This is a genomic window from Streptomyces sp. S07_1.15 (genome assembly GCF_020739505.1).
GTDB lineage: Bacteria > Actinomycetota > Actinomycetes > Streptomycetales > Streptomycetaceae > Streptomyces > Streptomyces xinghaiensis.
Map to the genome: position 1 here is coordinate 3,602,859 of NZ_JAJBZK010000001.1, position 23,170 is coordinate 3,626,028.

Below are 23,170 nucleotides of genomic sequence, written 5' to 3' on the forward strand. Positions count from 1 at the left end.
GGACACCGCCCGGGCCGAGAAGGCGGCACACCGAGCCCCTCGACGCACCTCTCCATCGACCGAGAGCGGGAAGATGAACCCCCCGACCACCGATCTGACACCCCCCACCGGCTCCGCCCTCCCCGGGCTGGTCGGCAACACCCCTGTGCTCCGCGTGTCCGAACCGCTCGCTCCGGCGGGCCGCGGCTTCTGGGCGAAACTGGAAGGCTTCAACCCCGGCGGGATCAAGGACCGCCCCGCACTGCACATGGTGGAACGGGCCCGGGCCCGCGGCGATCTGCGGCCCGGCGGCCGGATCATCGAGTCCACCAGCGGCACCCTCGGCCTGGGGCTGGCCCTGGCCGGCATGGTCCACCGCCACCCGGTCACCCTGGTCACCGACCCGGGCCTGGAAACGTCCATGACGCGGCTGCTGACCGCCTACGGAGCCCAGGTCAACGTCGTCTCCGACCCGCACCCCACCGGCGGCTGGCAGCAGGCCCGCCGCGACCGGGTCGCCCGGCTGATGGAGCGGCACCCCGGCTCCTGGTGCCCGGACCAGTACAACAACCCCGACAACACCACCGCCTACACCCCGCTCGCGCTCGAACTCGCCTCCCAGCTGGGCCATATCGACGTCCTGGTGTGCAGCGTGGGCACCGGCGGCCACTCCGCCGGCGTGTCCCGGACGCTGCAGCACCTCTACCCGGGGTTGCGGCTCGTCGGCGTCGACACCATCGGCTCCACGATCTTCGGCCAGCCCGCCCGTCCCCGTCTGATGCGCGGACTGGGCTCCAGCATCTACCCCCGCAACGTCGCCTACGGGAGTTTCGCCGAGGTCCACTGGGTGGCGCCGGCCGAGGCGGTGTGGGCCTGCCGGCAGCTCGCGGCCTCGCACTACGCCACCGGCGGATGGAGCGTGGGAGCGGTCGCCCTGGTCGCCGGCTGGCTGGCCCGCACCCTGCCCGCGGACACGAGGATCGCGGCGGTCTTCCCCGACGGCCCGCAGCGTTACCTCGGCACCGTCTACGACGACGACTACTGCGCCGCCCACGGACTCCTGGAGACCCCGCCGGCCGCCGAACCGGAGGTGATCGGCCGGCTGAACGAGAAGGAGGTCACCCATTGGACGCGGTGCACCACCGTGACCGACCCCCTCACCCTCACCGCCGGCGAACCGCGGGACACGGAACCCGCGGCCCCGCGGGCCACCGTGGACCGGCCGGACACCCCCGAGGCCGGGACCGAGGTCCACGGCGGGTCCGGAACAGGGGAGGAGAGCCGGTGAAGGCGGCCGTCACGCAGCTGCGGTCGTACGAGCGCAGCGTCCAGTTGCTGATGGTGAACCAGTTCACCATCAACCTCGGCTTCTACATGCTGATGCCGTACCTGGCCGCGCATCTCTCGGGCACGCTCGGGCTGGCCGGATGGATTGTCGGACTCGTCCTCGGCGTACGGAACTTCAGCCAGCAGGGCCTGTTCCTGGTCGGCGGCACGCTGGCCGACCGGCTCGGCTACAAACCGCTGATCGTCGCCGGGTGCGTGCTGCGCACGGCCGGTTTCGCGATGCTGGGGCTGGTCGACTCGCTCCCGGCCCTGCTGGCCGCTTCGGCGGCCACCGGGTTCGCCGGGGCGCTGTTCAACCCCGCGGTCAGGGCCTACCTCGCCGCCGACGCGGGGGAACGCCGGGTGGAGGCGTTCGCGTTGTTCAACGTCTTCTACCAGGCCGGGATTCTGCTCGGCCCGCTGGTGGGGATGGTGCTGACCGGGGTCGACTTCCGCGTCACCTGCCTGGTCGCGGGAGGGATCTTCGCCGTGCTGAGCATCGTGCAGATCCGCAGCCTGCCCGCCCGCCGGGCCGGTGACTCCGGCGGCACGGAGACGGAGACGGGGAACGCGGGAAGGCGGCGGGAGAGCGTGGTGTCGCAGTGGCGCGGCGTGGTCCGCAACCGGCCGTTCCTGCTGTTCTCCGCTGCCATGATCGGCTTCTACGTCCTGCAGTTCCAGGTCTACCTCGCGCTGCCGATGGAGGTCCGGCGCCTCGGCGGCGACGGGAACTCCGGCACGGCGGCGGTGGCGCTGCTCTTCGCCGTCTCCGGGCTGAGCACGATCCTCTTCCAGACGAGGGTGACCGCCTGGTGCAAGGCCCGTATGGAGCCGGGTCGTGCTCTCACCTGGGGACTGCTCGTCATGGGCGCCGCCTTCACACCGCTGCTGGCTGCCACGGCCGTTCCCGTACCGGAGGACGGTGCGGCGCTGTGGCTGCTGGCCGCCGTGCCGCCGACACTGGCCGCGCTGGTGCTGGCCATCGGCACGATGATCGCTTACCCGTTCGAGATGGACACCATCGTCCGGCTTTCCGGTGACCGTCTCGTCGCGACGCACTACGGGCTGTACAACACCATCTGCGGTATCGGGATCACCCTGGGCAATCTGCTCACTGGTGCCGCCTTGGACGCGGCCCGCGCGGCGGAACTGTCCGCACTGCCGTGGCTGGCGCTGCTCGCGCTGGGACTGGCCTGCTCCGGTGCCCTCTACGGGCTGCACCGCAGTGGCCGCCTGGCACGGCCCGCGCCGCGGGCGGAACCCCGGCCCGCGACGGCCTGATCCGCCGGCTCCGCACGGGAGGGGGCGGGCCGCGCCGCCCGCCCCCTGCTCCGCACTCGGGTGCCTCGTCCCGGTCACCGGCCGGGACGGCGGGGTCAGTGCCCGGGGGTGAGCTGGCCGGCGAGCTTGGTGTGCATCTCGGCGCTGGGCTTGTTCAGGCCGACGATGGTGACCTTCTTGCCGCGCTGGGCGTACTTGGTCTCGATGGCGTCCAGGGCGGCGACGGAGGAGGCGTCCCAGATGTGGGCGTCGGTGAGGTCGATGACGACGTCGTCCGGGTCGTCCTTGTAGTCGAACTGGTAGACGAGGTCGTTGGAGGAGGCGAAGAAGAGCTCGCCGGTGACCGCGTAGACCACCTGGTTGCCGTCCGGGTCGACCACGCCGGAGACCTCGGCGAGGTGGGCGACGCGCTTGGCGAAGATGACCATCGCGGTGACGCAGCCGACGATCACGCCGATGGCGAGATTGTGGGTGGCGACGACCACGGCGACGGTCACCGCCATCACCCCCGTCTCGCCCAGCGGCAGTCGCCGCAGCGTCCCGGGCTGGACGGAGTGCCAGTCGAAGGTGGCGGCCGAGACGAGAATCATCACGGCGACCAGGGCGGCCATGGGGATGTCGGAGACGACGGGCCCGAAGACCACGACCAGGATCAGCAGGAACATGCCGGCCAGGAAGGTGGAGAGCCGGGTGCGGGCCCCGGAGGTCTTCACGTTGATCATCGTCTGGCCGATCATGGCGCAGCCGCCCATGCCGCCGAAGAAGCCGGTGACGACGTTGGCGATGCCCTGGCCGATGGATTCCCGCGTCTTGTTGGAGTGGGTGTCGGTGATGTCGTCGACCAGCTTGGCGGTCATCAGCGACTCCATCAGGCCGACCAGCGCGAAGGCGAGGGAGTACGGGGCGATGACGGTGAGCGTCTCCAGCGTCAGCGGCACGTCGGGCAGGCCGGGGACCGGCAGCGAGGAGGGCAGCTCTCCCTTGTCGCCGACCGTGGGGACGGCCAGACCGGCGCCGATGGTGATCAGGGTGAGGATGACGATGGAGACCAGCGGGGCCGGGACGGCCTTCGTCAGCCGCGGGAAGAGCACCATCAGCACGAGGCCCCCGGTGACCAGCGGATAGACGGCCCAGGGCACGTTCCGCAGCTCGGGGACCTGGGCCAGGAAGATCAAGATCGCGAGGGCGTTGACGAAGCCCACCATCACCGAGCGCGGGACGAAGCGCATCAGCTTGGCCACGCCCACCGCGCCGAGGGCGATCTGCATGAGGCCGCCGAGGATCACCGCGGCGATCAGGTGCCCCAGTCCGTACTCGTGGTTGAGCGGCGCGATGACCAGCGCGATCGCACCGGTCGCCGCCGAGATCATGGCCTTCCGGCCGCCCACGACGGAGATCACCACGGCCATGGTGAAGGAGGCGAACAGGCCGATGGCGGGGTCGACTCCGGCGATGATCGAGAAGGAGATGGCCTCCGGGATCAGGGCCAGGGCCACCACGAGGCCGGCCAGCACCTCGGTGCGGAACACCTTGGGGGAGGCGAGCCAGTCGGGGCGGGACAGGCGCAGCTTGGGTCCTGCGGACAGCGAGAAGGACATGCAACCGTTTCTGTTCGGGCGCAGACGTCCAACCGCTGGATGCCCACGCGTGCTCTGCTCCGCACCCGGTGCGGAATCCCGGCGGCCCGGCCTCGACGGGGGCCCTGCCGGTAGGGGGTGGCGGCCGTCGTGGCCGCCGGTCGGGCATCATGGCCCGGAAGTCTGCTGGTGCCGGCGCGGCCCGGTGGGGCCGCAGTACGGCGGCGCCCGGGCCGCAGCTGTACAGCGCGGGCGTCCACGTCGAAAACCCTACCCTGACGTGAGGGCAGAGTGGGACGCGGAACTGTGAAATGCAGGTAAACAAGCGCTCGGATCATGTGATTCCAGACACGTGGGCTGGATCGATGCGAACGTTCGAAGCGGTGGAACGGCAGAGGGAGCAGGCGCGGCGATGACTGAGCGGCAGATGCAGATCGGCGAGGTGGCCGAGCGGACCGGGTTGTCGCTCCGGACGATCCGCCACTACGAGGACGTCGGTCTGGTCAGCCCCTCCGCCCGCAGCAAGGGCGGCTTCCGCCTCTACACCGACGCCGACGTGGAACGTCTCATGGTCGTCCGCCGGATGAAGCCGCTGGACTTCTCCCTGGAGGAGATGCGGGACCTGCTGGAGATCACCGACCGTCTCTCGGGCGCCGGTGATCCGCCGGCGGGCGGAGAACGGGAACGGCTGCGCGAGCGGCTGGACGCGTACCGCAAAGTGGCCGACGCCCGCTGCGAGACCCTGCGGGCCCAGCTGATGGCCGCCGAGGACTTCGCCGCCACGCTGCGCCGGCGGCTTGACGCGGGCGGCTGACGGTACGGCGCGCAGGCGCCCACGGGCCCCGGGTGTGCCCGGCCTCCCGCACGGCCGGGACCGAAGGGCCCGGTTTCCGTTCCGCCGCTGCCTTCGGGGCTCTACTGGTGGGCGGCCAGCAGGGGTTCCAGCCGGGCGTCCGGGAAGGCGCGGCGGAAGGAGTTGGCCTGCCAGCGGTCCTGGAAGAGGGCCAGGTGCGCGTTGTCGCGGATCCTGGTCAGCGCCTCGCCGCGGGCCAGCCGTGAGCCGTTGAGCGCTTCGGCCCCTTCGGCGTCGGTGGCCCTGGCCACGTGGTACGGGAGCGGCTCCAGCCGTACGGGGGCGGAGAACTCCCCCGCCATGCGGGCGGAGACCACGTCGAACTGCATGGGTCCCACGGCCGCCAGGACGGGCGCCTGGTCGCCGCGGAGATCGGACACCAGAACTTGCACCACACCCTCCTCGTCCAGCTGCGCGATACCGCGCCGGAACTGCTTGGAGCGGCTGATGTCGGCGGGGCGGGCGACCGCGAAGTGCTCGGGCGCGAAGGTGGGCATGGCCGGGAACACCGCGGGCGGACCGGCGTGGAGGGTGTCGCCGACGCGCAGCGCCGCGGCGTTGACCAGGCCGACGACGTCGCCCGGGTAGGCGGTGTCGACCATGGAGCGGTCCTGGCCGAAGACGCTGTGCGCGTACTTGGTCGCGAACGGCTTGCCGGAGGCGGCGCGGGTGACGGTCGTCCCGCGTTCGAACACCCCGGAGCAGACCCGCAGGAACGCGATCCGGTCCCGGTGCGCGGGGTCCATGTTGGCCTGGACCTTGAAGACCAGGCCGGAGAACGGGGCGTCGACCGGGCGGGTGCCGCCGCCCTCCAGTTCGCGGGGTCCGGGCGGCGGTGCGAAGTCCACGAGGGCGTCGAGCAGCAGCCGTACCCCGATGTTGGAGATCGCGGCGCCGAAGAAGACCGGGGTGGACTTCCCCGCCAGGAAGGACTCGCGGTCGAAGCCCGCCCCGTCCGCCTGGAGCAACTCCAGCTCCTCGACCGCCTGTTCCCAGTCCGGCCCTTCCGCGGAGGCGGCCTCGGCGGCGGAGACCGGCTCCTCCAGCGCCTCCTTGGACCCGCCCGGGGTGCGGGTGTAGCGCAGCATGTGCTCCGGTTCGCGGACGTCCACCAGCCCGCGCAGATGGCCGGCGATGCCCACGGGCCAGGTCACCGGGGTGGGGCGGAGCCCGAACTCCCGCTCGATCTCGTCCAGCAGCTCCAGAGCCTCGCGGCCGGGCCGGTCCCACTTGTTGACGAAGGTGATGACCGGGATGCGGCGGTGCCGGCAGACGTCGAACAGCTTGCGGGTCTGCTCCTCCAGGCCCTTGGCTGCGTCGATGAGCATCACCGCGCAGTCCACCGCGGCCAGCACCCGGTAGGTGTCCTCGGAGAAGTCCGCGTGCCCGGGGGTGTCCAGCAGATTCAGCACACACCCGCAGTGGGCGAACTGCAGCACCGCGGAGGTCACGGAGATCCCGCGGGCCTTCTCCATCTCCATCCAGTCCGAGGCCACCCCGCGCCGCCCTGACTTGCCGTGCACCGCACCGGCCTCGGTGATCGCGTGCGCGTGCAGGGCCAGCGCCTCGGTCAGCGTCGACTTGCCCGCGTCCGGATGGCTGATCACGGCGAAGGTCCGCCGCCGGGCCGCCTCACGCGCCGCCGACCGCGCGGCCGCGGTCACCGGACCGCCTTCCGGGACGCCGCCGAGGCGGCCGGCAGCCGCGGGAGACGCCCGTGCGGGGCGCCGGCGAAGTCCTCGGCCGCCCTCAGCTCACCGCGCAGGTCCTCGCCCCGCGCATCGGCCCTCTCCCAGTACTTCCGCAACGTCGTCACCAGTTCCTCGTGTGCCTGTTCCCCGGTCGCGGGCAGCGGCCCGCCGGTGTCCGGCAACTGCCCCAGCACGTTCAGCAGCCTCCGCACATCCTCCAGGCAGAAGCCGAGCGGACGCATCCGCCGCACCAGCACCGGCCGGCGCACCTCCGCCCCGGTGCGGAGACGGAAGCCGCCCGGGCTGCGCTCGCCGGGGCCACCACCTCGCATCGCCCGCCGGCATGCTCGCCGCCGCAAATCTACCCTGACGTTAGGGTAGGTTGGCAATCGCTGAACCGAGGGTGGCCCCGCGGGCCGCCGTCGTCGTCGGGCGCCGCCGCTCCTTCCCCCCGTGGGGGCGGCGCCGATCATGGCCGCGTCCCGTCGGCGGCCCGGCCGAACGCCCCGCGTCGGCAGGGGAGTTGCTGTCCTCGTCGGCGTGGCGGCCGCGCTTGCGAAGAGGGCCGGGACGGAGACCGCCCGGGCCGGCCCGGCATGCCGCGGCGCCCGCCTCCCCGGCCACCGCGGTGGCCGCACACCCCGGCCGTACCCGATCGGGCGGTGCCCGGTCGCCCGAGCGGTGGGGGCGGGGAGCCGCCTGCCGGACTCTCCGGTAGCGTCAGGATAATGAGTCATCCCCATCCCGAATTGAAAGCCGCTCCTCCGCTGCCCGACGGCGGGCTGAGGGTGGTCGCCCTGGGCGGCCTGGGCGAGATCGGCCGCAACATGACGGTCTTCGAGCACGCCGGCAAGCTGCTCGTCGTCGACTGCGGTGTGCTCTTCCCCGAGGAGCACCAGCCCGGGGTGGACGTGATCCTCCCCGACTTCACCTCGATCCGGGACCGGCTGGACGACATCGTGGCGGTGGTGCTGACCCACGGCCACGAGGACCACATCGGCGGTGTGCCGTATCTGCTCCGCGAGCGGGCGGACATCCCCGTGGTGGGCTCCAAGCTGACGCTGGCGTTTCTGGAGGCCAAGCTCAAGGAGCACGGCATCAGGCCCCGCACGGTGCGGGTCCGCGAGGGGGACCGCCGGGGCTTCGGCCCGTTCGACTGCGAGTTCGTCGCGGTCAACCACTCGATCCCGGACGGCCTGGCCGTGGCGATCCGCACCGGCGCGGGCCTGGTGCTGCACACCGGCGACTTCAAGATGGACCAGTTCCCGCTGGACGACCGCATCACCGACCTGCGGGCCTTCGCGCGGCTGGGTGAGGAGGGCGTCGACCTGTTCCTCACCGACTCCACCAACGCCGAGGTGCCCGGCTTCACCACCTCCGAGCAGGAGCTGAACCCCGCGATCGAGCAGGTGCTGCGCACCGCGCCGCGGCGGGTCATCGTCTCCAGCTTCGCCAGCCATGTGCACCGCATCCAGCAGGTGCTGGACGCGGCGCACCAGCACGGCCGCAAGGTCGCCTTCGTGGGCCGGTCGATGGTCCGCAACATGGGCATCGCCCGGGACCTGGGTTATCTGAAGGTCCCGCAGGGGCTGGTGGTGCCGGTGAAGGAGCTGGAGAAGCTGCCGCCGAGCAAGATCGCGCTGGTGTGCACCGGTTCGCAGGGCGAGCCGATGGCCGCGCTGTCGCGGATGGCCAACCGCGACCACATGATCCGGATCGGCGAGGGCGACACCGTCCTGCTGGCCAGCTCCCTCATCCCGGGCAACGAGAACGCCATCTACCGGGTGATCAACGGGCTGACCCGGTGGGGCGCCAACGTCGTCCACAAGGGCAACGCGAAGGTGCACGTCTCGGGGCACGCCAGCGCCGGTGAGCTCGTGTACTGCTACAACATCGTCAAGCCCCGGAACGTCATGCCGGTGCACGGGGAGTGGCGCCATCTGCGGGCCAACGCCGATCTGGCCGTCCGCACCGGGGTCGACCCCGACCGGGTGGTCATCGCCGAGGACGGCGTGGTCGTCGACCTGGTGGACGGGCGGGCCTCCATCACCGGCAAGGTGCCCGCCGGGAACATCTACGTGGACGGCATGGAGGTCGGCGGAGCCACCGAGGCCTCTCTCAAGGACCGGGTCACGCTCGCCGAGGAGGGCGTCGTCACCGTCGTGGCCATCGTCGACGCCGACACCGGAGCCCTGGCCGAGGCCCCCGATTTCCTCGCCCGTGGTTTCGTCCACGACGACACCACGTTCGAGCCGGTCGTCCCCGTCATCGAGAAGACGCTGGCGAAGGCGGCGGAGGAAGGGGTCGGAGAGGCCCACCAGCTCGAACAGCTCATCGCCCGCGCCGTGGCCTCCTGGGCCTTCCGCACCTACCGCCGCAAGCCCCTCATCATTCCCGTCGTCATCGACGCCTGACGACGGGCCGCCGGCCGGCCCGGCCCGGCCGGGGCGGCTGCGGCCTCGGCCCGGACTCCGCTTCATGCCCCCAGGGGAGTCACCCCTGCAGGGTGGGGGTATTTGGTCCCGGGCCACGGCCCCCACCGGCTCATGCGGGTGGCCGGGAGAAGAGGCAGTCTGGAGGGTGAGGGCGGTGGACGGCCTGGGCGGCCGGCCCGTGTTCGCGGCCCGGGATCCGAAGGGCGTGAGAGATCATGATGTTCTGGTACGACCACGATGTCAGCGGCTGGGGCTGGTTCGCGATGTCCGCCGGGATGATCCTTTTCTGGGTGCTGATCATCACCGGTGCGGTGATGCTCTTCCGTGCGCTGGGCAGCCGGTCGGAGCAGCCGCAGCGGTCCGTTCCCCCGTCGCCGGAGCAGGTCCTCGCCGAACGGTTCGCACGGGGCGAGATCGACGACGAGGAGTACCGGCGGCGTCTGGACACGCTCCACTCCGCCGGGCCGCCCCGGAGCTGAACGGCCGGCGGCCCGCGGCGGGCCTGTGCGCCCGCCGCGGGCCGCCGTGATGCCGGCGCTCGCGAGCTCGCGGTTACGCGGCCGTGGTGACCGCCACCGGGGTCTCGGCGCCGGCCGTCGCGCAGTCCGGGCAGAGGAGCCGGCGCTCGGTGCCGTACAGCGCCGGGCCGATGATCGGGCCGCGGCGGACGTGCCGGAGTCCGATCCGGGTGTGCTCCCGGCAGACTCCGGTGCCGCAGGTGTGGCAGAGGCCGGTGGCCGGGGCGGTGTCCCCGTGCAGGGTGCAGGTGAGGCAGTTCATGACAGCTTTCCTTCCGGGCCGGCGGCCGGGGCGGGGGAAGCGAACCGGTTGCGCCAGGCCAGTGACACGTAGACGAGGCCGATGAGGACGGGGACCTCGATCAGGGGGCCGACGACGCCGGAGAGCGCCTGGCCGGAGGTGACGCCGAAGGTCGCGATGGCGACTGCGATGGCGAGCTCGAAGTTGTTTCCGGCGGCCGTGAAGGCCAGGGTCGCGGAGCGGGCGTAGGGCAGGCCGATGGCCTTGCCGAGGGCGAAGCTGCCGAACCACATCACCGCGAAGTAGACGAGCAGGGGGAGAGCGATGCGGGCGACGTCCAGCGGCTGGGAGGTGATCGTCTTCCCCTGCAGGGCGAAGAGGACCACGATGGTGAAGAGCAGGCCGTAGAGGGCCCAGGGGCCGATCCTCGGGAGCACCTTCGCCTCGTAGGACTCGCGGCCCATCCGCTGTTCGCCGATGCGGCGGGTGAGGAAGCCGGCGAGGAGCGGGATGCCCAGGAAGATGACGACGTTGAGGGCGATCTCCCACATGGAGATGTCGAGGCTGCTGCCGTCGCCGAGGCCGAGCCAGCCGGGGAGCAGGTCGAGGTAGAACCAGCCGAGCAGGCCGAAGGCCAGGACCTGGAAGACGGAGTTGAGGGCGACGAGGACGGCGCCGGCCTCGCGGTCGCCGCAGGCCAGGTCGTTCCAGATGATGACCATGGCGATGCAGCGGGCCAGTCCGACGATGATCAGCCCGGTGCGGTACTCGGGCAGGTCGGGCAGGAAGATCCAGGCGAGGGCGAACATCACGGCCGGGCCGACGATCCAGTTGATCACCAGCGAGGAGATCATCAGCCGCTTGTCGCCGGTGACGGCGTCCAGCTTGTCGTAGCGGACCTTGGCCAGGACCGGGTACATCATGATCAGGAGGCCGAGCGCGATGGGCAGGGAGATGCCGCCGATCTCCACCGCGGCCAGGGCGTCGTTCATCCCGGGGACCAGCCGGCCCAGGCCGAGCCCCACGGCCATGGCGATCAGGATCCACACCGCGAGGAAGCGGTCGAGGGTGGAGAGCTTCGCGACGACGGAGGAGCCGGGGTCCTCCGCGGTCGTCGCGGGAGGCGGGTCGGTGCGGGTCACGGGCAGGACCTCTTCGTGTCGGTGGCCTGGGTGGCGCGGGCGGCGCGGGCCAGCTCGGCGAAGGAGCCGGCCAGGGCTTCGATGACGTCGGGCCGCAGCCTGTAGTACGTGTAGCGGCCGCAGGGCTCGGTCTCGACGACCCCGGCCTCGCGGAGCACGCGGAGGTGGTTGGAGAGGTTCGTCTGGCGGGCGCCGGTCTCCTGGACCAGATGTGTGGTGCACAGCGTCTCGCTCGCGAGCAGCGTCACGATTCTCAGCCTGAGCGGGTCCGCGAGCACCCTGATCAGTTCAGTGTCGACTGACGTCATCATGGGCTGATACTCTCACATCAGCGGCGGATGATGCCAGTGGCCTCGGGTCCTCTTCGCCGCGCCTGTGTGCTCCCGCACGGTCCGCCCCGACGGCAAGAGAGAACCCCTGATGACCGAGAAGCCCTCCGTGCTCTTCGTCTGCGTCCACAACGCCGGCCGCTCCCAGATGGCAGCGGCCTGGCTGACCCACCTCGCGGGTGACCGCGTCGAGGTCCGCTCCGCCGGTTCGGCCCCCGCCGACCAGGTCAACCCCGCCGCCGTCGAAGCCATGCGCGAGGTGGGCGTCGACATGTCCGCGGAGGTGCCCAAGGTGCTGACCGTGGACGCCGTGCGGGCCTCCGACGTCGTGATCACCATGGGCTGCGGCGACACCTGCCCCGTCTTCCCCGGCAAGCGCTACCTGGACTGGAAGCTGGACGACCCGGCCGGGCAGGGCGTCGACGCCGTACGGCCGATCCGCGACGAGATCAGGACCCGGATCGAGGGCCTGATCGCCGAGATCGCCCCGGAACCGGCGGCCTGAGCGCCCTCGGCGGCCCGGGCGGACCGCACGCCGCGGTCCGCCGAACCCCCGGCATCGGAATCCTGTGGGGCCGGCACTCGTGCGGGTGCCGGCCCGGGGTGGGACCGGGGGCCGTGGAGCCGGGCGGGCCCGGGGGCCGGGTCCGCCCGTCCGTGCGCCGTCGCGGTGCGGCGGGTGCGGCGGGTGCGGTGGGTGGCCGGTGTCAGCCGCAGCAGGAGCCCCCGGCGGTGGTCTCCGGAGTGCTCCGGACGCCCGGGGCCGCGGGAGCGTCCGCGGGCTTGACCGCCCGGACGATGGCGGACCGCATGCCCTCGGCGACCTCGTGCGCCGGCGTGATCCCGATCTCGCCGAACCCGGCCGCCTCCAGGCCCGCGCGGTACTCGGCGTAGGACAGCGCCCCGGCGATGCAGCCCACGTAGTTGCCGCGCTCCGCGCGCTGTGCGGGGGTGAGGTGGTCCTCGGCCACCACGTCCGAGATGCCGATGCGGCCGCCGGGCCTCAGGACGCGGAACATCTCGGCGAAGACGGCGGCCTTGTCCACGGACAGGTTGATCACGCAGTTGGAGATCACGACGTCGATGGTGCCGGCGGGCAGCGGGATGGACTCGATGGTGCCCTTGAGGAACTCGGCGTTGCGGGCACCGGCCTTCTCCGCGTTGGCCAGCGCGAGGGCGAGCATCTCCTCGGTCATGTCCAGGCCGTAGGCCTTGCCCTTCGGTCCGACCCGGCGGGCGGAGAGCAGGACGTCGATGCCGCCGCCCGAGCCGAGGTCGAGCACCCGTTCGCCCGCGCGCAGTTCGGCGACGGCGAGCGGGTTGCCGCAGCCGAGGGAGGCCGCCACGGCGTCCTCGGGGAGCGCCGAGAGGTCCTCGTCGCCGTAGGGGCGGGCGCCGAAGCTCTCGTCGATCTCCGGGGACCCGGATCCGCAGCACGCGGTCCCGCCCCGGGTCACCTGGAGTGCGGCGGCGGCGTATCCGGCGCGGACGGTCTCGCGCAGCTCGGACTGGTCGTTCATGAGGACTCCCCTGGGATCGATCCTGCATTGACGGTTGTGGAATCAAGAGTGGTGCTTGAATCGAAGAACGTCAACATAGAGGTGCGTCGAATCAGAACATCGCATCAATCCGCCGCTCTCCCGGGCTGCCGTCCCCCCGAGGCGCCCGCCGGGTCGGCCGGCGGTGCCCCCGAGGACGACTTTCGTTGCGCGCGGCCGCGACGAAAGGCGGTGCCGCCGGGGCACCGGCCTGCCTAGGTTGGGCCCGTGGAAGCACGGGAGGACGTACGGGAGAGGGCGCGCGAGCTCCGGGGGCGGCTGTTCCCCCGGGCCGACTGGCCGGGCAGGCGTATCGCCGGGGAGCTGGTGCTGGCCGCGCTGCTGGCACTGTCCGCGGCCGGGATGGAGGCGCTGGGGGACGGCGGCGGGCTCCGCGCGGCGGCCACCGCACTGGCGGTGGCCGTGCTGTCACTGCTGCGGCGGGCGCTCCCGGCGACGGTGCTGGTGGTCACCGCGGCCGGATCCGGGATGGTGGACGGTTTCGCGCTGCTGCTGATGGCCGCGGGCTGGTCCGCGGGGCGGCGGATCACCGGGGCGGGCCGGGCCCTGGCGGCGTTCGCCGCGGCGCTGGTCCTCAACTCGGGGCTGGGGGTGCTGAGGGAGTACCCGGGGTTCGGGGCGGAGCTGCCGGCCCTGATCGTCTTCTCCGCCGCCTTCTTCCTGGCGACGACGGTGGTGCCCGGTCTCGCCAGCCGCCACTGGTGGCAGCGCCGCACCCTGCTGCACACCCTGCGCGAGCACAACGCCCACCTGCTGCGCGAGCGCGCCATGGTCGTACGGCAGGCGCGGCTGCGGGAGCGGCAGCGCATCGCCCAGGACATGCACGACAGCCTCGGCCACCAGCTCGCGCTGATCGCCGTCCACACCGGTGCGCTGGAGGTGGACCGCGAACTGACGGGACGGCAGCGCGAGGCGGTGGGCGTGCTGCGCGAGGCGTCGGTGGCGGCGATGCACGAATTGCGCGAGGCCGTGGGCATCCTGCGGGACGGCACGGAGGGCCCGGAACCGGCCGGGGACGCGCGGCCGGCGGCCCGGGGCGTGGCGGGCGTCGAGGGGCTCGTCGAGGCGTCGCGGAGCGCCGGGACACCGGTCGAACTGGTGCGCTCCGGTGAACCGCGGGACCTGCCGCCGGCCGCCGGGCACGCGGCGTACCGGATCGCGCAGGAGGGGCTGACGAACGCGCACAAGCACGCGCCGGGTGCGCCGATCACCGTGCAACTGCGGTACGAGCCGGACTCGCTCGTGGTCGAGGTCGCCAACGGTCCCGCCGCGGTGCCGCTGCCCCGGCCCGCCTCCGTTGCCGCGGCCGTCGGCGCCGTGGCGGTTGCGGACGGCGGGCGCGGTGACGGCGCGGCGGGGGGTGCGGCCCTCCGGGTGGCGGTTCCGGTCGGCAGTGAGGTGAGCGGCGGGCAGGGACTCCCGGGGCTGCGCGAACGGGCCCGGCTGGTCGGCGGGATGGTGCACGCCGGCCCGGTGGACGGCGGCGGTTTCCGGCTGGCGGGCGTGCTGCCGTACGGGCCGGAGCAGGGAGGGGCGCGGGAACGCCCCGGGAGCGCCGGGGAGGGCCGCTCCGGTGTGGTGGGCGCGTACGGCGCCGAGGGCGCCGCGCAGATCCCCGGGGCGCACGGGCCGGGGGGCGGGGCGGACGGGTGGCCCGGTGCGACCGGTGCGACCGGTGCGGACGTCCTCCCCGCTCCCGACAGCGTGTACGGGGATGCCCCGGACCCCTGGGCGTACCGGCCGCAGAGCGGGTCCGGCGCGGTCACCGACGGCAGGTCCGGGGGCGTGGCCACCGGCTGCGGGATCGCCGTGCTGGTGCTGCTGGTGGTGGCCCTCCTCGGCTGGGGGGCCGTGACGCTGTTCCGGTCGATGGAGGCGTCGATGATCACGCCCGAGGTCTATCAGTCGGTGCGGGTCGGGGACTCCGAGGCCGAGGTGCGCGAGAAGCTGCCGGAGGGGCGTTCGTGGTTGACGGACGGACTGGCGGAGCAGGGGCCGCCCCGGCCGGAGGGCTCCCGCTGCCTGGCGCTGCTGTCCACCGAGACCTCGGCGGACTGGTATGTCGATCCGGCGTTCCGCTTCTGCTTCCGGGACGGAAAACTGGTGCAGAAGCGGTCCTACGACGGCCGGCTGTAGCCGGTCCGTCCGCGCGGGCCGCTCCGCCCGGTCTCCCGTGGTCCGCTCCGCCCGGCTCGGGTGAGGGTGCTTCCCCGCACGTCACCGGGCGCGGAGCCCCGGCGGGCTCCGCCAGAGGAAACGGCCGTCGGACAGGAGAGCTGTGATCAAGGTCCTCGTCGTGGACGACGAGCCGCTCATCAGGGCGGGCATCAGAATGATCCTCACCTCGGACCAGGACATCGACGTCGTGGCGGAGGCGGGCAACGGCCGGGAGGCGGTCGAACTGGCCCGCGCGCACGGCGTCGACGTCGTGCTGCTGGACCTCCAGATGCCGGTGCTGGACGGGCTGTCGGCCCTCCCGGAGCTGCGCCGGGCCGCGCCGGGTGCGCGGGTGCTCGTCCTCACCACCTTCGGCGAGCGGGAGAACGTCCTGCGGACGCTGGGGACGGGCGGGGCCGGGTTCCTGCTGAAGGACTCGGCTCCCGGGGAGCTGATCCGGGCGGTACGGGCGGCGGCCGCGGGGGACGCCTATCTGTCGCCGGCGGCGACGCGGCATGTCGTCGACTCCCTGGCGTCGGGGGGAGCGGGCCACGCGTCGGCACGGGCGGAGCAGGCGCGGCGCCGCCTGGAGACGCTGACCGCGCGGGAGCGCGAGGTGCTGGCCCTGCTGGGCGAGGGGCTCTCGAACGCGGACGCGGGCGCGCGGATCCATATGAGCGAGGCGACGGTGAAGACCTACGTCAGCCGCATCCTGGCGAAGCTGGACTGCGAGAACCGGGTCCAGGCGGCGCTGCTGGCACGGGACGCGGGACTGGGGGCGTAGGGCGCGGGACGCGGGGCGCGGCGCGGGGCCGGGGACAGCCCGGGGCAGGGAGGGGCGGGGAGGGGCGGGGACGCGGGCCGGCACCGGGAGCGGCCGGGACGGCGGGGCAGCCGGGGCCGCGCGTCCGGGAGGATGACGGACCTTGCGCAGGTCGGACCGGGGGACGGAGCCCTGTGGAGAAGTTGTCCACAGGGGAGTGCCCGGTGCCGGCGGCCGGGGGTACGGTCATGGGCAGTCGAGGGCGGGCCGCCGTACCGGACGGCGGCCGCGGCTGTGGGGGAGGCGACAGGACATGGCGGAGACGGGTGCCCGCGGGCCGGTGGAGGCGCGGGCCGGCGGGGAGCCGGGCCCGGGCGGGGCCGGGGCGTCCCGTCCCGAGGCCGGACCGGGACGGGCCGTTGCCGGGCCGGGGCCCGGCGGCGCGGGGCGGGCGCGACCGGACCACCGGATCCCGGCGGTGCCGGGCTTCGCCCCCCGGCCGGCGGAATCCGCGGTCTCCCCCAAGCGCCTGGGCAAGGAGCTGCGGGAGCGGGTACCGCGGTCCGCGCACGGCGGGCTGAGCACGGCACCGGACCGGCCGGGCGCGGTCCGCGCGGTCGAGGAGTCCAACACCGGCCGGCTGCCGGAGCTGACTCCGATCCGGGTCGGCCGGATGGCAGCGAGCCCCTTCGCCTTTCTGCGCGGCTCCGCCGGGCTGATGGCGTACGACCTGGTGTCCACGGCGGTCAGCGGGATCGGCGCTCAGCTGTGCGGGGACGCGCACGCGGCCAACTTCGGGCTGTACGGCGACGCCCGCGGCGGACTGGTCATCGACATCAACGACTTCGACGAGACGGCGTACGGCCCCTGGGAGTGGGATCTCAAGCGGCTCGCCGCCTCGCTGGTGCTGGCGGGCCGGCAGAGCGGCGCCGCCGAGGACAGCTGCCGCGCCGCCGCCCACGACGCCGCCGGCGCCTACCGGCGGACCATGCGGCTGCTGGCGAAGCTCCCGGTGCTGGACGCCTGGAACGCCATCGCCGACGAGGAGCTCGTCTCGCACACCGACGCCCATGACCTGCTGGGCACGCTGGGGCGCGTCGCGGAGAAGGCGCGGCGCAACACGAGCGCGCGGTTCGCCGCCAAGTCCACGGAGCGGCTGCCCGACGGATCCCGGCGCTTCACGGACGCGCCGCCGGTGCTGCGCCGGGTGGAGGACGAGGAGGCCGCCGCCGTGGCGGGCTCGCTGGGCGAGTACCTGGGGACGCTCCCGGAGGACCGGCTGCCGCTGCTCGCGCGGTTCTCGGTGCAGGACGTGGCGTTCCGGGTGGTGGGCACCGGCAGCGTGGGCCTGCGGTCCTATGTGGTGCTGCTGCTGGACCACCGCGGGGCGCCCCTCGTGCTCCAGGTGAAGGAGGCACGGCCGTCGGTGCTCCTGCCGTATCTGGAGAAGACCGCGCTGGACCCGCGGCCGGGCCGCCCGGCTCCGGAGTCCGGCCACGAGGGTCGGCGGATCGTGCTGGGACAGAAGCGGATGCAGGTGGTGAGCGATGTCCTGCTCGGCTGGTCCACCGTGCGGGGCCGGCCGTTCCAGGTACGGCAGTTCCGCAACCGCAAGGGCAGCGTGGATCCGGCGGCGCTGACGGCGGCCGAGCTCGACGACTACGGGCGGATGACCGGCGCGCTGCTGGCGCGGGCGCACGCGCACAGCGCCGACCCCCGGCTGATAGCGGGCTACTGCGGCCGCAGCGAGGAACTGGACGAGGCGGTGGCGGCGTTCGCGGTGGCGTACGCGGACCGGACGGAGGCGGACCACGCGGACCTCGTGGCGGCGGTCCGGAGCGGCCGGATCGCGGCGGAGACGGGGGTCTGAAGGCGGGCCGGGCGGACCGGGCGGCACGCCGGGCGGGGGGACGGCCGCGGACTGCGGGCGGCCGCGGGTCCGACGCGCGCCGGCGTTGCTCGTAGGCTGTACCGGTGACGAATCCGGAAGCCGAGCAGACCGAGCCCACGCCCGAGCAGCGCGAGGCCGAGCGGGCGGCCACCCAGCGTCTGGAGCGGGCGGTGCTCGCGGCGGAGCAGGCACTGATCGAGTTCGAGATCGCCGTGGAGACCTTCCGCATCGAGGTGGAGAACTTCTCCCGGCTGCACCACCAGCGGCTCGGCCCGATGTACTCCCGGCTGGACGAGCTGGACGCGCTGATCGCGGAGGCGGTCGCGGCGCGCACGGGCAAGCCGGAGGACGTACGCCGGGCGGAGGAGCTGCGCGGCCTGGTGCAGCCGATGCCCGGGGTGGAGGAGCTGTTCCACGGCTGGATCGACTCGGAGGGCATCCCGCCGGAGGCCGCGGCCATGCTCAACGAGAAGCCGGTGCGTCCGCCCTCCCGGGTGCGGCCGAGCGAGGAGGCCCGGCGGATCTACCGCGAGCTGGTGCGCAGGGCCCACCCCGATCTCGCCCGGGACGACGCCGAACGGCGGCGCCGGGACGACTTCATCGTCCGGGTCAACGCCGCGTACTCCATCGGGGACGAGGACGCGCTGCGGAAGCTCACCGAGGAGTGGGAGTCGGGCCCGCCGCCCGCGGAGCGCACGCTGGACCGGAGTGAGGAGCTGTACGCGCGGCTGGAATGGCTCGCCCAGCGGAAGGAGATGCTGTCCGGTCTCGCCGCGGAGCTGGAGTCGAGCGCCATCGGGCAGATGCTGAAGATGGCCCCCGACGATCCGGACACGCTGCTGGAGGAGATCGCCGAGCAGTTGCTGGCCCAGGTCTCCGAGCGCGAGGCCGCGCTGGCGAAGCTGGCCGCCGAGTAGCGCGCCGGACGGTTCGGGGCGCTGGTGCCCGACAACGGCCGGGTGTTTCAACGGTCCGAAGGTTCGACGAAAGGCTGATCATGCACTTCGCCCAGGTGCCCGCGGTGGACGCCGCGGCCGTACCGCAGGACGGTTTCCTGCTGGACGTCCGTGAGGACGAGGAGTGGGCCGCCGGGCATGCGGAGGGCGCGCTGCACATTCCGATGGGTCTGATCCCCGCGCGCATCGGAGAGGTGACCGAGGCGGCGGCGGAGGCGGACCGGGTGTATGTGGTGTGCCGCGTCGGCGGCCGGTCGGCCCGGGTGACGCAGTACCTCCTCGCCCAGGGTGTGGACGCGGTGAACGTGGACGGCGGCATGCTGGAGTGGGAGGCGGCCGGACGGCCCCTGACCGGTGACGGTGACGGGCAGCCCCGCGTGATCTGAGGCGCCGCCCCGGAACCCGGGCGGGCCGCCGGGCACGGAGCCCGGCACCGGACCCGGTCGCGTCCCCCGGGCCCTGCCCTCGGTACGGCCCGGGCCCTCGGTAGGCTGGCCCCTCAGCCCTCAGCCCGGCCCTCCGCCCCGGCGGCTGGTCAGCGGTCGAAGTCCAGGGCCACCCGTTCCGTCGCGGGGTGCGACTGGCAGGCCAGCACATAGCCGGCGTCGAGCTCGTCCGGTTCCAGGGCGAAGTTGCGGTCCATCCGCACCTCCCCCGAGACCAGCAGGGCCCGGCAGGTGCCGCAGACGCCGCCCTTGCAGGCGTAGGGGGCGTCCGAGCGGTTGCGCAGCACCGTCTCCAGCAGGGATTCGCCGCTCCGCACCGGCCAGTCGCCGGAGCGGCCGTCGAGGGTCACGGCCAGCGTGCTCTCCTCGGGGCCCGGCGCCGCCGGGGCCGAGACGGTCGTTCCCTGCCCGGCGGTCACGGTCCCGTTCGTGCCGTCCACGCCGTCCGTGCCGTCCACATGGAAGATCTCCTGGTGCACACGGTCGCGCCGGACACCGAGTCCGCGCAGGGCCCGGGAGGCGCCCTCGACCAGCCCGTACGGGCCGCAGAGGAACCATCCGTCGACACGGTCCACGGGCAGCAGCGCCGGGAGCAGGGCCGTCAGCCGCTCCGCGTCGAGCCGGCCGGAGACCGGACCGGTCTGCTGCTGCTCCCGGGAGAAGGTCTGCACGAGCTGGAACCGCCGCGGATGGCGGTCCTTGAGGTCCGCCAGCTCTTCCAGGAACATCGCCGAGGCCGTGGTCCGGTCGCTGCGGACGAGGCAGAAGCGGGCCTCCGGTTCCCGCGCGAGCAGGGTCGCCGCGATGGACAGCACGGGCGTGATGCCGCTGCCGCCGACCACGGCGGCGTACGTCCCGGGGCGCGGGTCGAGGACGAACCGGCCGGCCGGCGTCATCACCTCCAGGGTGTCCCCGGCGGAGAGTTCCTTGAGGGCGTAGGTGGAGAAGGCGCCGCCCTCCACCAGCCGGATGCCCACGCGCAGGGTGCCGGGGCCGTCCGGGCCGGTCACCGGGGCGCAGATCGAGTAGGTGCGGCGGACCTCCGCGCCGTCGAACCACGTCCGCAGGGTCAGATGCTGCCCGGGGCGGTGGCGGAACGCCGGGCGGAGCTCGGGTGGCACGGTGAAGGTGACGGTGACCGAGTCGTCGGTCAGCCGGTCGACCGCGGCCACGCGCAGCGGATGGAACGCGCCGTGACGGGCAGCCGCGGTCATCTACAACTCCTTGAAGTGGTCGAAGGGTTCGCGGCAGGCGTCACAGCGGCGCAGCGCCTTGCACGCCGTCGAGGAGAAGCGGCTCAGCAGGGTCGTGTCGGTCGAGCCGCAGTTCGGGCAGCGCAGGGACAGCTCCACGGGCACCGGTCCGCCGGCCGCGGCGGGCCCGCCGGGGCGGGGCGGAGCGATGCCGGACTCCCGGAGCTTCCGCCGCCCCTCCGCGCTGATGGCGTCCGTGGTCCAGGGCGGGGAGAGGACGGTGCGGACGGTGACCTCCGGTATGCCGTCCTCCCGGAGGATCCGCTCGATGTCCGCGGCCATCGTGCCGACCGCGGGGCAGCCGGTGTAGGTGGGGGTCAGTTCGACCTCGACCCGGCCGGGCCCCAGCAGCCGGAGCCCGCGGACGACGCCCAGCTCGGCCAGCGAGAGCATCGGCAGCTCCGGGTCGGGGACGGAGCCGGCCAGTTCGCGCAGCCGCTCCTCCAGCGCCGTGGCGGTCACCAGGACGCTCCGGGGTGGCTGCGGTGCAGATGCTGCATCTCGGCCAGCATCCGGCCGAAGGGCTCCGTGTGCAGGCCCTGCCGCCCGGCTCCGGCCGTCCAGGCGCTGTGCCGGGGGCCCTCCGGGAGGGGGAGCGCGGCCCGCCGGAGCACGTCCGTGATCCGGGCGGACCACTCCGCCTCCAGCTCCGCCGTCGCGGCCGCGTCGAGGCCGAGCCCCTCCACCGGCTGGAACAACTCGCCGGTGAAGCGCCACAGTTCGGTCAGACCGGCCGCCATGCGGCGGTGGCTCTCCTCCGTGCCGTCGCCGAGGCGGAGGGTCCACTGCTCGGCGTGGTCGCGGTGGTAGGCGACCTCCTTGACGGCCTTGGCGGCGATCGGCGCGAACGGCCCGCCGCCCTCGGCCAGCCGTCCGTACAGCAGCTCCTGGTACACGGAGAAGTAGAGCTGGCGGGCGATGGTCCGGGCGAAGTCGCCGTTCGGCTGCTCCACGAGCTGGGTGTTGCGGAAGGCGCGCTCCTCGCGGAGGAAGGCCAGCTCGTCCTCGTCCTCGTCACCGGCGAGGGAGAGCAGCAGCCGGGCCTGGCCGAGCAGATCGAGCGCGATATTGGCGAGCGCGACCTCCTCCTCCAGGACGGGGGCGTGCCCGGCCCACTCCCCCAGCCGGTGGGAGAGGACGAGGGCGTCGTCGCCGAGGGCCAGGGCCGCCGCGGCGGGCGCCCCCGTGAGGTTCGGTGGCGTGCTCACAGATGCCGCACCCCCTCGGGGATCTCGTAGAACGTCGGGTGCCGGTACGGCTTGTCGGCGGAGGGATCGAAGAAGGAGTCCTTCTCGTCCGGGGAGGAGGCGGTGACGGAGGCGGAGGGCACCACCCAGATCGAGACGCCCTCGGCGCGCCGCGTGTAGAGATCGCGGGCGTTGCGCAGGGCCATCTCGGCATCCGGGGCGTGCAGGCTGCCGGCGTGGGTGTGGGAGAGGCCGCGCCGGCTCCGTACGAAGACCTCCCACAGCGGCCAGTCGTCGTGGCTCATGCGTCCGCCTCTCCGTGCGCGGCGGCCCGCGGCCCGCCGGTGCTCTGCTCGCCGGTGTCCGGCCCGCCGGTGCCCGGTCCGCCGGTGCTCTGCTCGCCGGGCTCCCGCCCGTCCGCGCCGTGCCTGGCGGCGTACGCCGCCGCTGCCTCCCGCACCCAGGCGCCCTCCTCGTGCGCCCGGCGGCGCTGGGAGATCCGCTGGTCGTTGCAGGGGCCGTTGCCGCGCAGGACCTCGCGGAACTCCTGCCAGTCGATCGGACCGAAGTCGTAGTGCCCGCGCTGCTCGTTCCAGGCCAGCTCCGGGTCGGGGAGGGTCAGGCCGAGGGACTCCGCCTGCGGGACGCAGATGTCCACGAAGCGCTGCCGCAGCTCATCGTTGGAGTGCCGCTTGATCTTCCAGGCCATGGAGCGGTCGCTGTGCGAGGACTCGGCGTCCGGGGGGCCGAACATCATCAGGGAGGGCCACCACCAGCGGTCGACGGCGTCCTGCGCCATCGCGTGCTGGGCCTCGGTGCCCCGGCTGAGGGCGAGCAGGAGTTCGTACCCCTGGCGCTGGTGGAAGGACTCCTCCTTGCAGATCCGCACCATCGCGCGGGCATAGGGCCCGTACGAACAGCGGCACAGCGGGACCTGGTTGGTGATCGCCGCGCCGTCCACCAGCCAGCCGATCGCGCCGACGTCGGCCCAGGTGAGGGTGGGGTAGTTGAAGATGGAGGAGTACCGCTGGCGGCCGCTGTGCAGCTTGTCGAGCAGCTCCGCGCGGCTCACGCCCAGCGTCTCGGCGGCGCTGTAGAGGTACAGGCCGTGGCCGGCCTCGTCCTGCACCTTGGCCATCAGGATCGCCTTGCGGCGCAGCGAGGGCGCGCGGGTGATCCAGTTGGCCTCCGGCTGCATGCCGATGATCTCGGAGTGGGCGTGCTGCGCCATCTGCCGGACGAGGGTGGCGCGGTAGTCGTCCGGCATCCAGTCGCGGGGCTCGATGCGCTCGTCCGCCGCCACCGTCGCCTCGAAGACCGCCTGCGCGGCCTCGGCGCCGGGCGTCTCCGGTGCCGCCCTCCCGGCGGGCGCCGCCGGGCCGGGCGCCGCCCCGGTCCGCGCCGCCGCTGTCGTCCCAGCCGCCGTCATGCCACCCCTCGTTCCCGTCCTCCGGCCCCAGCGGCCACCGACATCCGGCCCCTGCGGGCCACCGTCCTCCGGCCCGGGCGGGCCACCAACCGACCGATCGTTCGGTTCAATGGTGCGGGGAGGGATGTGGGGTGTCAAGGCTGTGGATAACCTGACG

The 23,170-nt window shown here is 73.3% G+C and carries 23 protein-coding genes; 11 read left to right on the plus strand and 12 right to left on the minus strand.

The features are described 5' to 3' along the window. Window positions 1-73 precede the first annotated feature (73 nt). On the plus strand, window positions 74-1,267 hold the full coding sequence (locus LIX60_RS15530) for a PLP-dependent cysteine synthase family protein (protein ID WP_227958934.1): 1,194 nt from the start codon (window positions 74-76) through the stop codon (window positions 1,265-1,267). After that, complete coding sequence (locus tag LIX60_RS15535; protein WP_227958935.1) at window positions 1,264-2,586, plus strand: MFS transporter; 1,323 nt, start codon at window positions 1,264-1,266, stop codon at window positions 2,584-2,586. Before LIX60_RS15530 ends, LIX60_RS15535 begins: the two co-directional genes overlap by 4 nt. Window positions 2,587-2,681: 95 nt before the next feature. On the opposite strand, the gene LIX60_RS15540 is transcribed toward LIX60_RS15535, so the two are convergent. After that, entirely contained in the window at window positions 2,682-4,184 is a 1,503-nt protein-coding gene (locus LIX60_RS15540; protein WP_227958936.1) for a SulP family inorganic anion transporter, read from the minus strand. A 391-nt stretch (window positions 4,185-4,575) separates the two neighbouring features. On the opposite strand from LIX60_RS15540, the gene LIX60_RS15545 reads away from it, so the two are divergent. After that, complete coding sequence (locus LIX60_RS15545) at window positions 4,576-4,977, plus strand: MerR family transcriptional regulator (RefSeq protein WP_227958937.1); 402 nt, start codon at window positions 4,576-4,578, stop codon at window positions 4,975-4,977. A 101-nt stretch (window positions 4,978-5,078) separates the two neighbouring features. Here LIX60_RS15545 and LIX60_RS15550 read toward each other — a convergent pair whose 3' ends face one another. Together LIX60_RS15550 and LIX60_RS15555 are read right to left on the minus strand one after the other, a co-directional pair. After that, entirely contained in the window at window positions 5,079-6,680 is a 1,602-nt protein-coding gene (locus tag LIX60_RS15550; RefSeq protein WP_227958938.1) for a peptide chain release factor 3, read from the minus strand. Then, window positions 6,677-7,039: a MerR family transcriptional regulator gene (locus LIX60_RS15555; RefSeq protein WP_227958939.1), complete on the minus strand. Its 363-nt coding sequence runs from the start codon at window positions 7,037-7,039 to the stop codon at window positions 6,677-6,679. The genes LIX60_RS15550 and LIX60_RS15555 overlap by 4 nt, the downstream gene beginning before the upstream one ends. A gap of 396 nt (window positions 7,040-7,435) precedes the next feature. Here LIX60_RS15555 and LIX60_RS15560 point away from each other — a divergent pair, with 396 nt between their 5' ends. Continuing rightward, window positions 7,436-9,121 (plus strand): ribonuclease J, encoded by a 1,686-nt coding sequence (locus LIX60_RS15560; RefSeq protein ID WP_227958940.1) that lies wholly within the window; start codon window positions 7,436-7,438, stop codon window positions 9,119-9,121. Window positions 9,122-9,357: 236 nt separating this feature from the next. Next, entirely contained in the window at window positions 9,358-9,621 is a 264-nt protein-coding gene (locus tag LIX60_RS15565) for an SHOCT domain-containing protein (RefSeq protein ID WP_227958941.1), read from the plus strand. A 73-nt stretch (window positions 9,622-9,694) separates the two neighbouring features. On the opposite strand, the gene LIX60_RS15570 is transcribed toward LIX60_RS15565, so the two are convergent. Genes LIX60_RS15570 through LIX60_RS15580 form a run of 3 tightly spaced genes read right to left on the minus strand, consistent with a single transcriptional unit; the run spans window position 9,695 to window position 11,354 of the window. After that, a complete protein-coding gene (locus LIX60_RS15570) occupies window positions 9,695-9,922 on the minus strand; it encodes a DUF2180 family protein (protein WP_227958942.1) in 228 nt (75 codons plus the stop codon). Next, window positions 9,919-11,043, minus strand: coding sequence for an ACR3 family arsenite efflux transporter (gene arsB, locus LIX60_RS15575; RefSeq protein ID WP_227958943.1), 1,125 nt, complete (start codon window positions 11,041-11,043; stop codon window positions 9,919-9,921). Before arsB ends, LIX60_RS15570 begins: the two co-directional genes overlap by 4 nt. Then, window positions 11,040-11,354, minus strand: coding sequence for a helix-turn-helix transcriptional regulator (locus LIX60_RS15580; RefSeq protein ID WP_227958944.1), 315 nt, complete (start codon window positions 11,352-11,354; stop codon window positions 11,040-11,042). Before LIX60_RS15580 ends, arsB begins: the two co-directional genes overlap by 4 nt. Window positions 11,355-11,463: 109 nt before the next feature. Here LIX60_RS15580 and LIX60_RS15585 point away from each other — a divergent pair, with 109 nt between their 5' ends. Next, on the plus strand, window positions 11,464-11,877 hold the full coding sequence (locus LIX60_RS15585; protein WP_227958945.1) for an arsenate reductase ArsC: 414 nt from the start codon (window positions 11,464-11,466) through the stop codon (window positions 11,875-11,877). Window positions 11,878-12,079: 202 nt separating this feature from the next. Here the strand turns inward: LIX60_RS15585 and arsM are convergent, their stop codons facing one another. Further along, on the minus strand, window positions 12,080-12,892 hold the full coding sequence (arsM, locus tag LIX60_RS15590; RefSeq protein ID WP_227958946.1) for an arsenite methyltransferase: 813 nt from the start codon (window positions 12,890-12,892) through the stop codon (window positions 12,080-12,082). Between the two features lie 246 nt (window positions 12,893-13,138). Between arsM and LIX60_RS15595 the strand changes: the two genes are divergently transcribed. The 5 genes from LIX60_RS15595 (at window position 13,139) to LIX60_RS15615 (ending at window position 19,084) form a co-directional block, all read left to right on the plus strand. Next, window positions 13,139-15,067 carry a sensor histidine kinase gene (locus LIX60_RS15595; protein WP_374117862.1) on the plus strand — a complete coding sequence of 643 codons (1,929 nt, stop codon included), beginning with the start codon at window positions 13,139-13,141 and terminating at the stop codon, window positions 15,065-15,067. Window positions 15,068-15,209: 142 nt separating this feature from the next. After that, on the plus strand, window positions 15,210-15,872 hold the full coding sequence (locus LIX60_RS15600) for a response regulator transcription factor (protein ID WP_227958947.1): 663 nt from the start codon (window positions 15,210-15,212) through the stop codon (window positions 15,870-15,872). Between the two features lie 292 nt (window positions 15,873-16,164). Beyond that, window positions 16,165-17,721 (plus strand): DUF2252 domain-containing protein, encoded by a 1,557-nt coding sequence (locus LIX60_RS15605; protein ID WP_227958948.1) that lies wholly within the window; start codon window positions 16,165-16,167, stop codon window positions 17,719-17,721. Window positions 17,722-17,825: 104 nt separating this feature from the next. Next, a complete protein-coding gene (locus tag LIX60_RS15610) occupies window positions 17,826-18,659 on the plus strand; it encodes a hypothetical protein (protein ID WP_374117863.1) in 834 nt (277 codons plus the stop codon). An 80-nt stretch (window positions 18,660-18,739) separates the two neighbouring features. Then, window positions 18,740-19,084 (plus strand): rhodanese-like domain-containing protein, encoded by a 345-nt coding sequence (locus LIX60_RS15615; protein ID WP_227958949.1) that lies wholly within the window; start codon window positions 18,740-18,742, stop codon window positions 19,082-19,084. Window positions 19,085-19,233: 149 nt separating this feature from the next. Here the strand turns inward: LIX60_RS15615 and paaE are convergent, their stop codons facing one another. The 5 genes from paaE to paaA are packed head-to-tail and all read right to left on the minus strand — an operon-like array spanning window position 19,234 to window position 23,013. Beyond that, complete coding sequence (gene paaE, locus LIX60_RS15620) at window positions 19,234-20,358, minus strand: 1,2-phenylacetyl-CoA epoxidase subunit PaaE (protein WP_227958950.1); 1,125 nt, start codon at window positions 20,356-20,358, stop codon at window positions 19,234-19,236. Beyond that, window positions 20,359-20,862, minus strand: a complete 504-nt coding sequence (paaD, locus tag LIX60_RS15625) for a 1,2-phenylacetyl-CoA epoxidase subunit PaaD (RefSeq protein WP_227962782.1) — start codon at window positions 20,860-20,862, stop codon at window positions 20,359-20,361. Then, entirely contained in the window at window positions 20,856-21,605 is a 750-nt protein-coding gene (gene paaC / locus LIX60_RS15630) for a 1,2-phenylacetyl-CoA epoxidase subunit PaaC (protein ID WP_227958951.1), read from the minus strand. Before paaC ends, paaD begins: the two co-directional genes overlap by 7 nt. Then, the gene (paaB, locus tag LIX60_RS15635) at window positions 21,602-21,889 is read right to left on the minus strand and encodes a 1,2-phenylacetyl-CoA epoxidase subunit PaaB (RefSeq protein ID WP_227958952.1); all 288 of its coding nucleotides are present in this window, start codon (window positions 21,887-21,889) and stop codon (window positions 21,602-21,604) included. Before paaB ends, paaC begins: the two co-directional genes overlap by 4 nt. Beyond that, window positions 21,886-23,013, minus strand: coding sequence for a 1,2-phenylacetyl-CoA epoxidase subunit PaaA (gene paaA, locus LIX60_RS15640; RefSeq protein ID WP_227958953.1), 1,128 nt, complete (start codon window positions 23,011-23,013; stop codon window positions 21,886-21,888). The genes paaB and paaA overlap by 4 nt, the downstream gene beginning before the upstream one ends. Window positions 23,014-23,170 lie beyond the last annotated feature (157 nt).

Bases quoted from the DNA above. Each gene is read 5' to 3' on its own strand.
- LIX60_RS15530 (WP_227958934.1), top strand. From the start codon at position 74: ATGAACCCCCCGACCACCGATCTGACACCCCCCACCGGCTCCGCCCTC.
- LIX60_RS15540 (WP_227958936.1), bottom strand. From the start codon at position 4,184: ATGTCCTTCTCGCTGTCCGCAGGACCCAAGCTGCGCCTGTCCCGCCCC.
- LIX60_RS15545 (WP_227958937.1), top strand. From the start codon at position 4,576: ATGACTGAGCGGCAGATGCAGATCGGCGAGGTGGCCGAGCGGACCGGG.
- LIX60_RS15555 (WP_227958939.1), bottom strand. From the start codon at position 7,039: ATGCGAGGTGGTGGCCCCGGCGAGCGCAGCCCGGGCGGCTTCCGTCTC.
- LIX60_RS15560 (WP_227958940.1), top strand. From the start codon at position 7,436: ATGAGTCATCCCCATCCCGAATTGAAAGCCGCTCCTCCGCTGCCCGAC.
- LIX60_RS15565 (WP_227958941.1), top strand. From the start codon at position 9,358: ATGATGTTCTGGTACGACCACGATGTCAGCGGCTGGGGCTGGTTCGCG.
- LIX60_RS15570 (WP_227958942.1), bottom strand. From the start codon at position 9,922: ATGAACTGCCTCACCTGCACCCTGCACGGGGACACCGCCCCGGCCACC.
- LIX60_RS15580 (WP_227958944.1), bottom strand. From the start codon at position 11,354: ATGATGACGTCAGTCGACACTGAACTGATCAGGGTGCTCGCGGACCCG.
- LIX60_RS15585 (WP_227958945.1), top strand. From the start codon at position 11,464: ATGACCGAGAAGCCCTCCGTGCTCTTCGTCTGCGTCCACAACGCCGGC.
- arsM (WP_227958946.1), bottom strand. From the start codon at position 12,892: ATGAACGACCAGTCCGAGCTGCGCGAGACCGTCCGCGCCGGATACGCC.
- LIX60_RS15605 (WP_227958948.1), top strand. From the start codon at position 16,165: ATGGCGGAGACGGGTGCCCGCGGGCCGGTGGAGGCGCGGGCCGGCGGG.
- LIX60_RS15615 (WP_227958949.1), top strand. From the start codon at position 18,740: ATGCACTTCGCCCAGGTGCCCGCGGTGGACGCCGCGGCCGTACCGCAG.
- paaE (WP_227958950.1), bottom strand. From the start codon at position 20,358: ATGACCGCGGCTGCCCGTCACGGCGCGTTCCATCCGCTGCGCGTGGCC.
- paaB (WP_227958952.1), bottom strand. From the start codon at position 21,889: ATGAGCCACGACGACTGGCCGCTGTGGGAGGTCTTCGTACGGAGCCGG.
- paaA (WP_227958953.1), bottom strand. From the start codon at position 23,013: ATGACGGCGGCTGGGACGACAGCGGCGGCGCGGACCGGGGCGGCGCCC.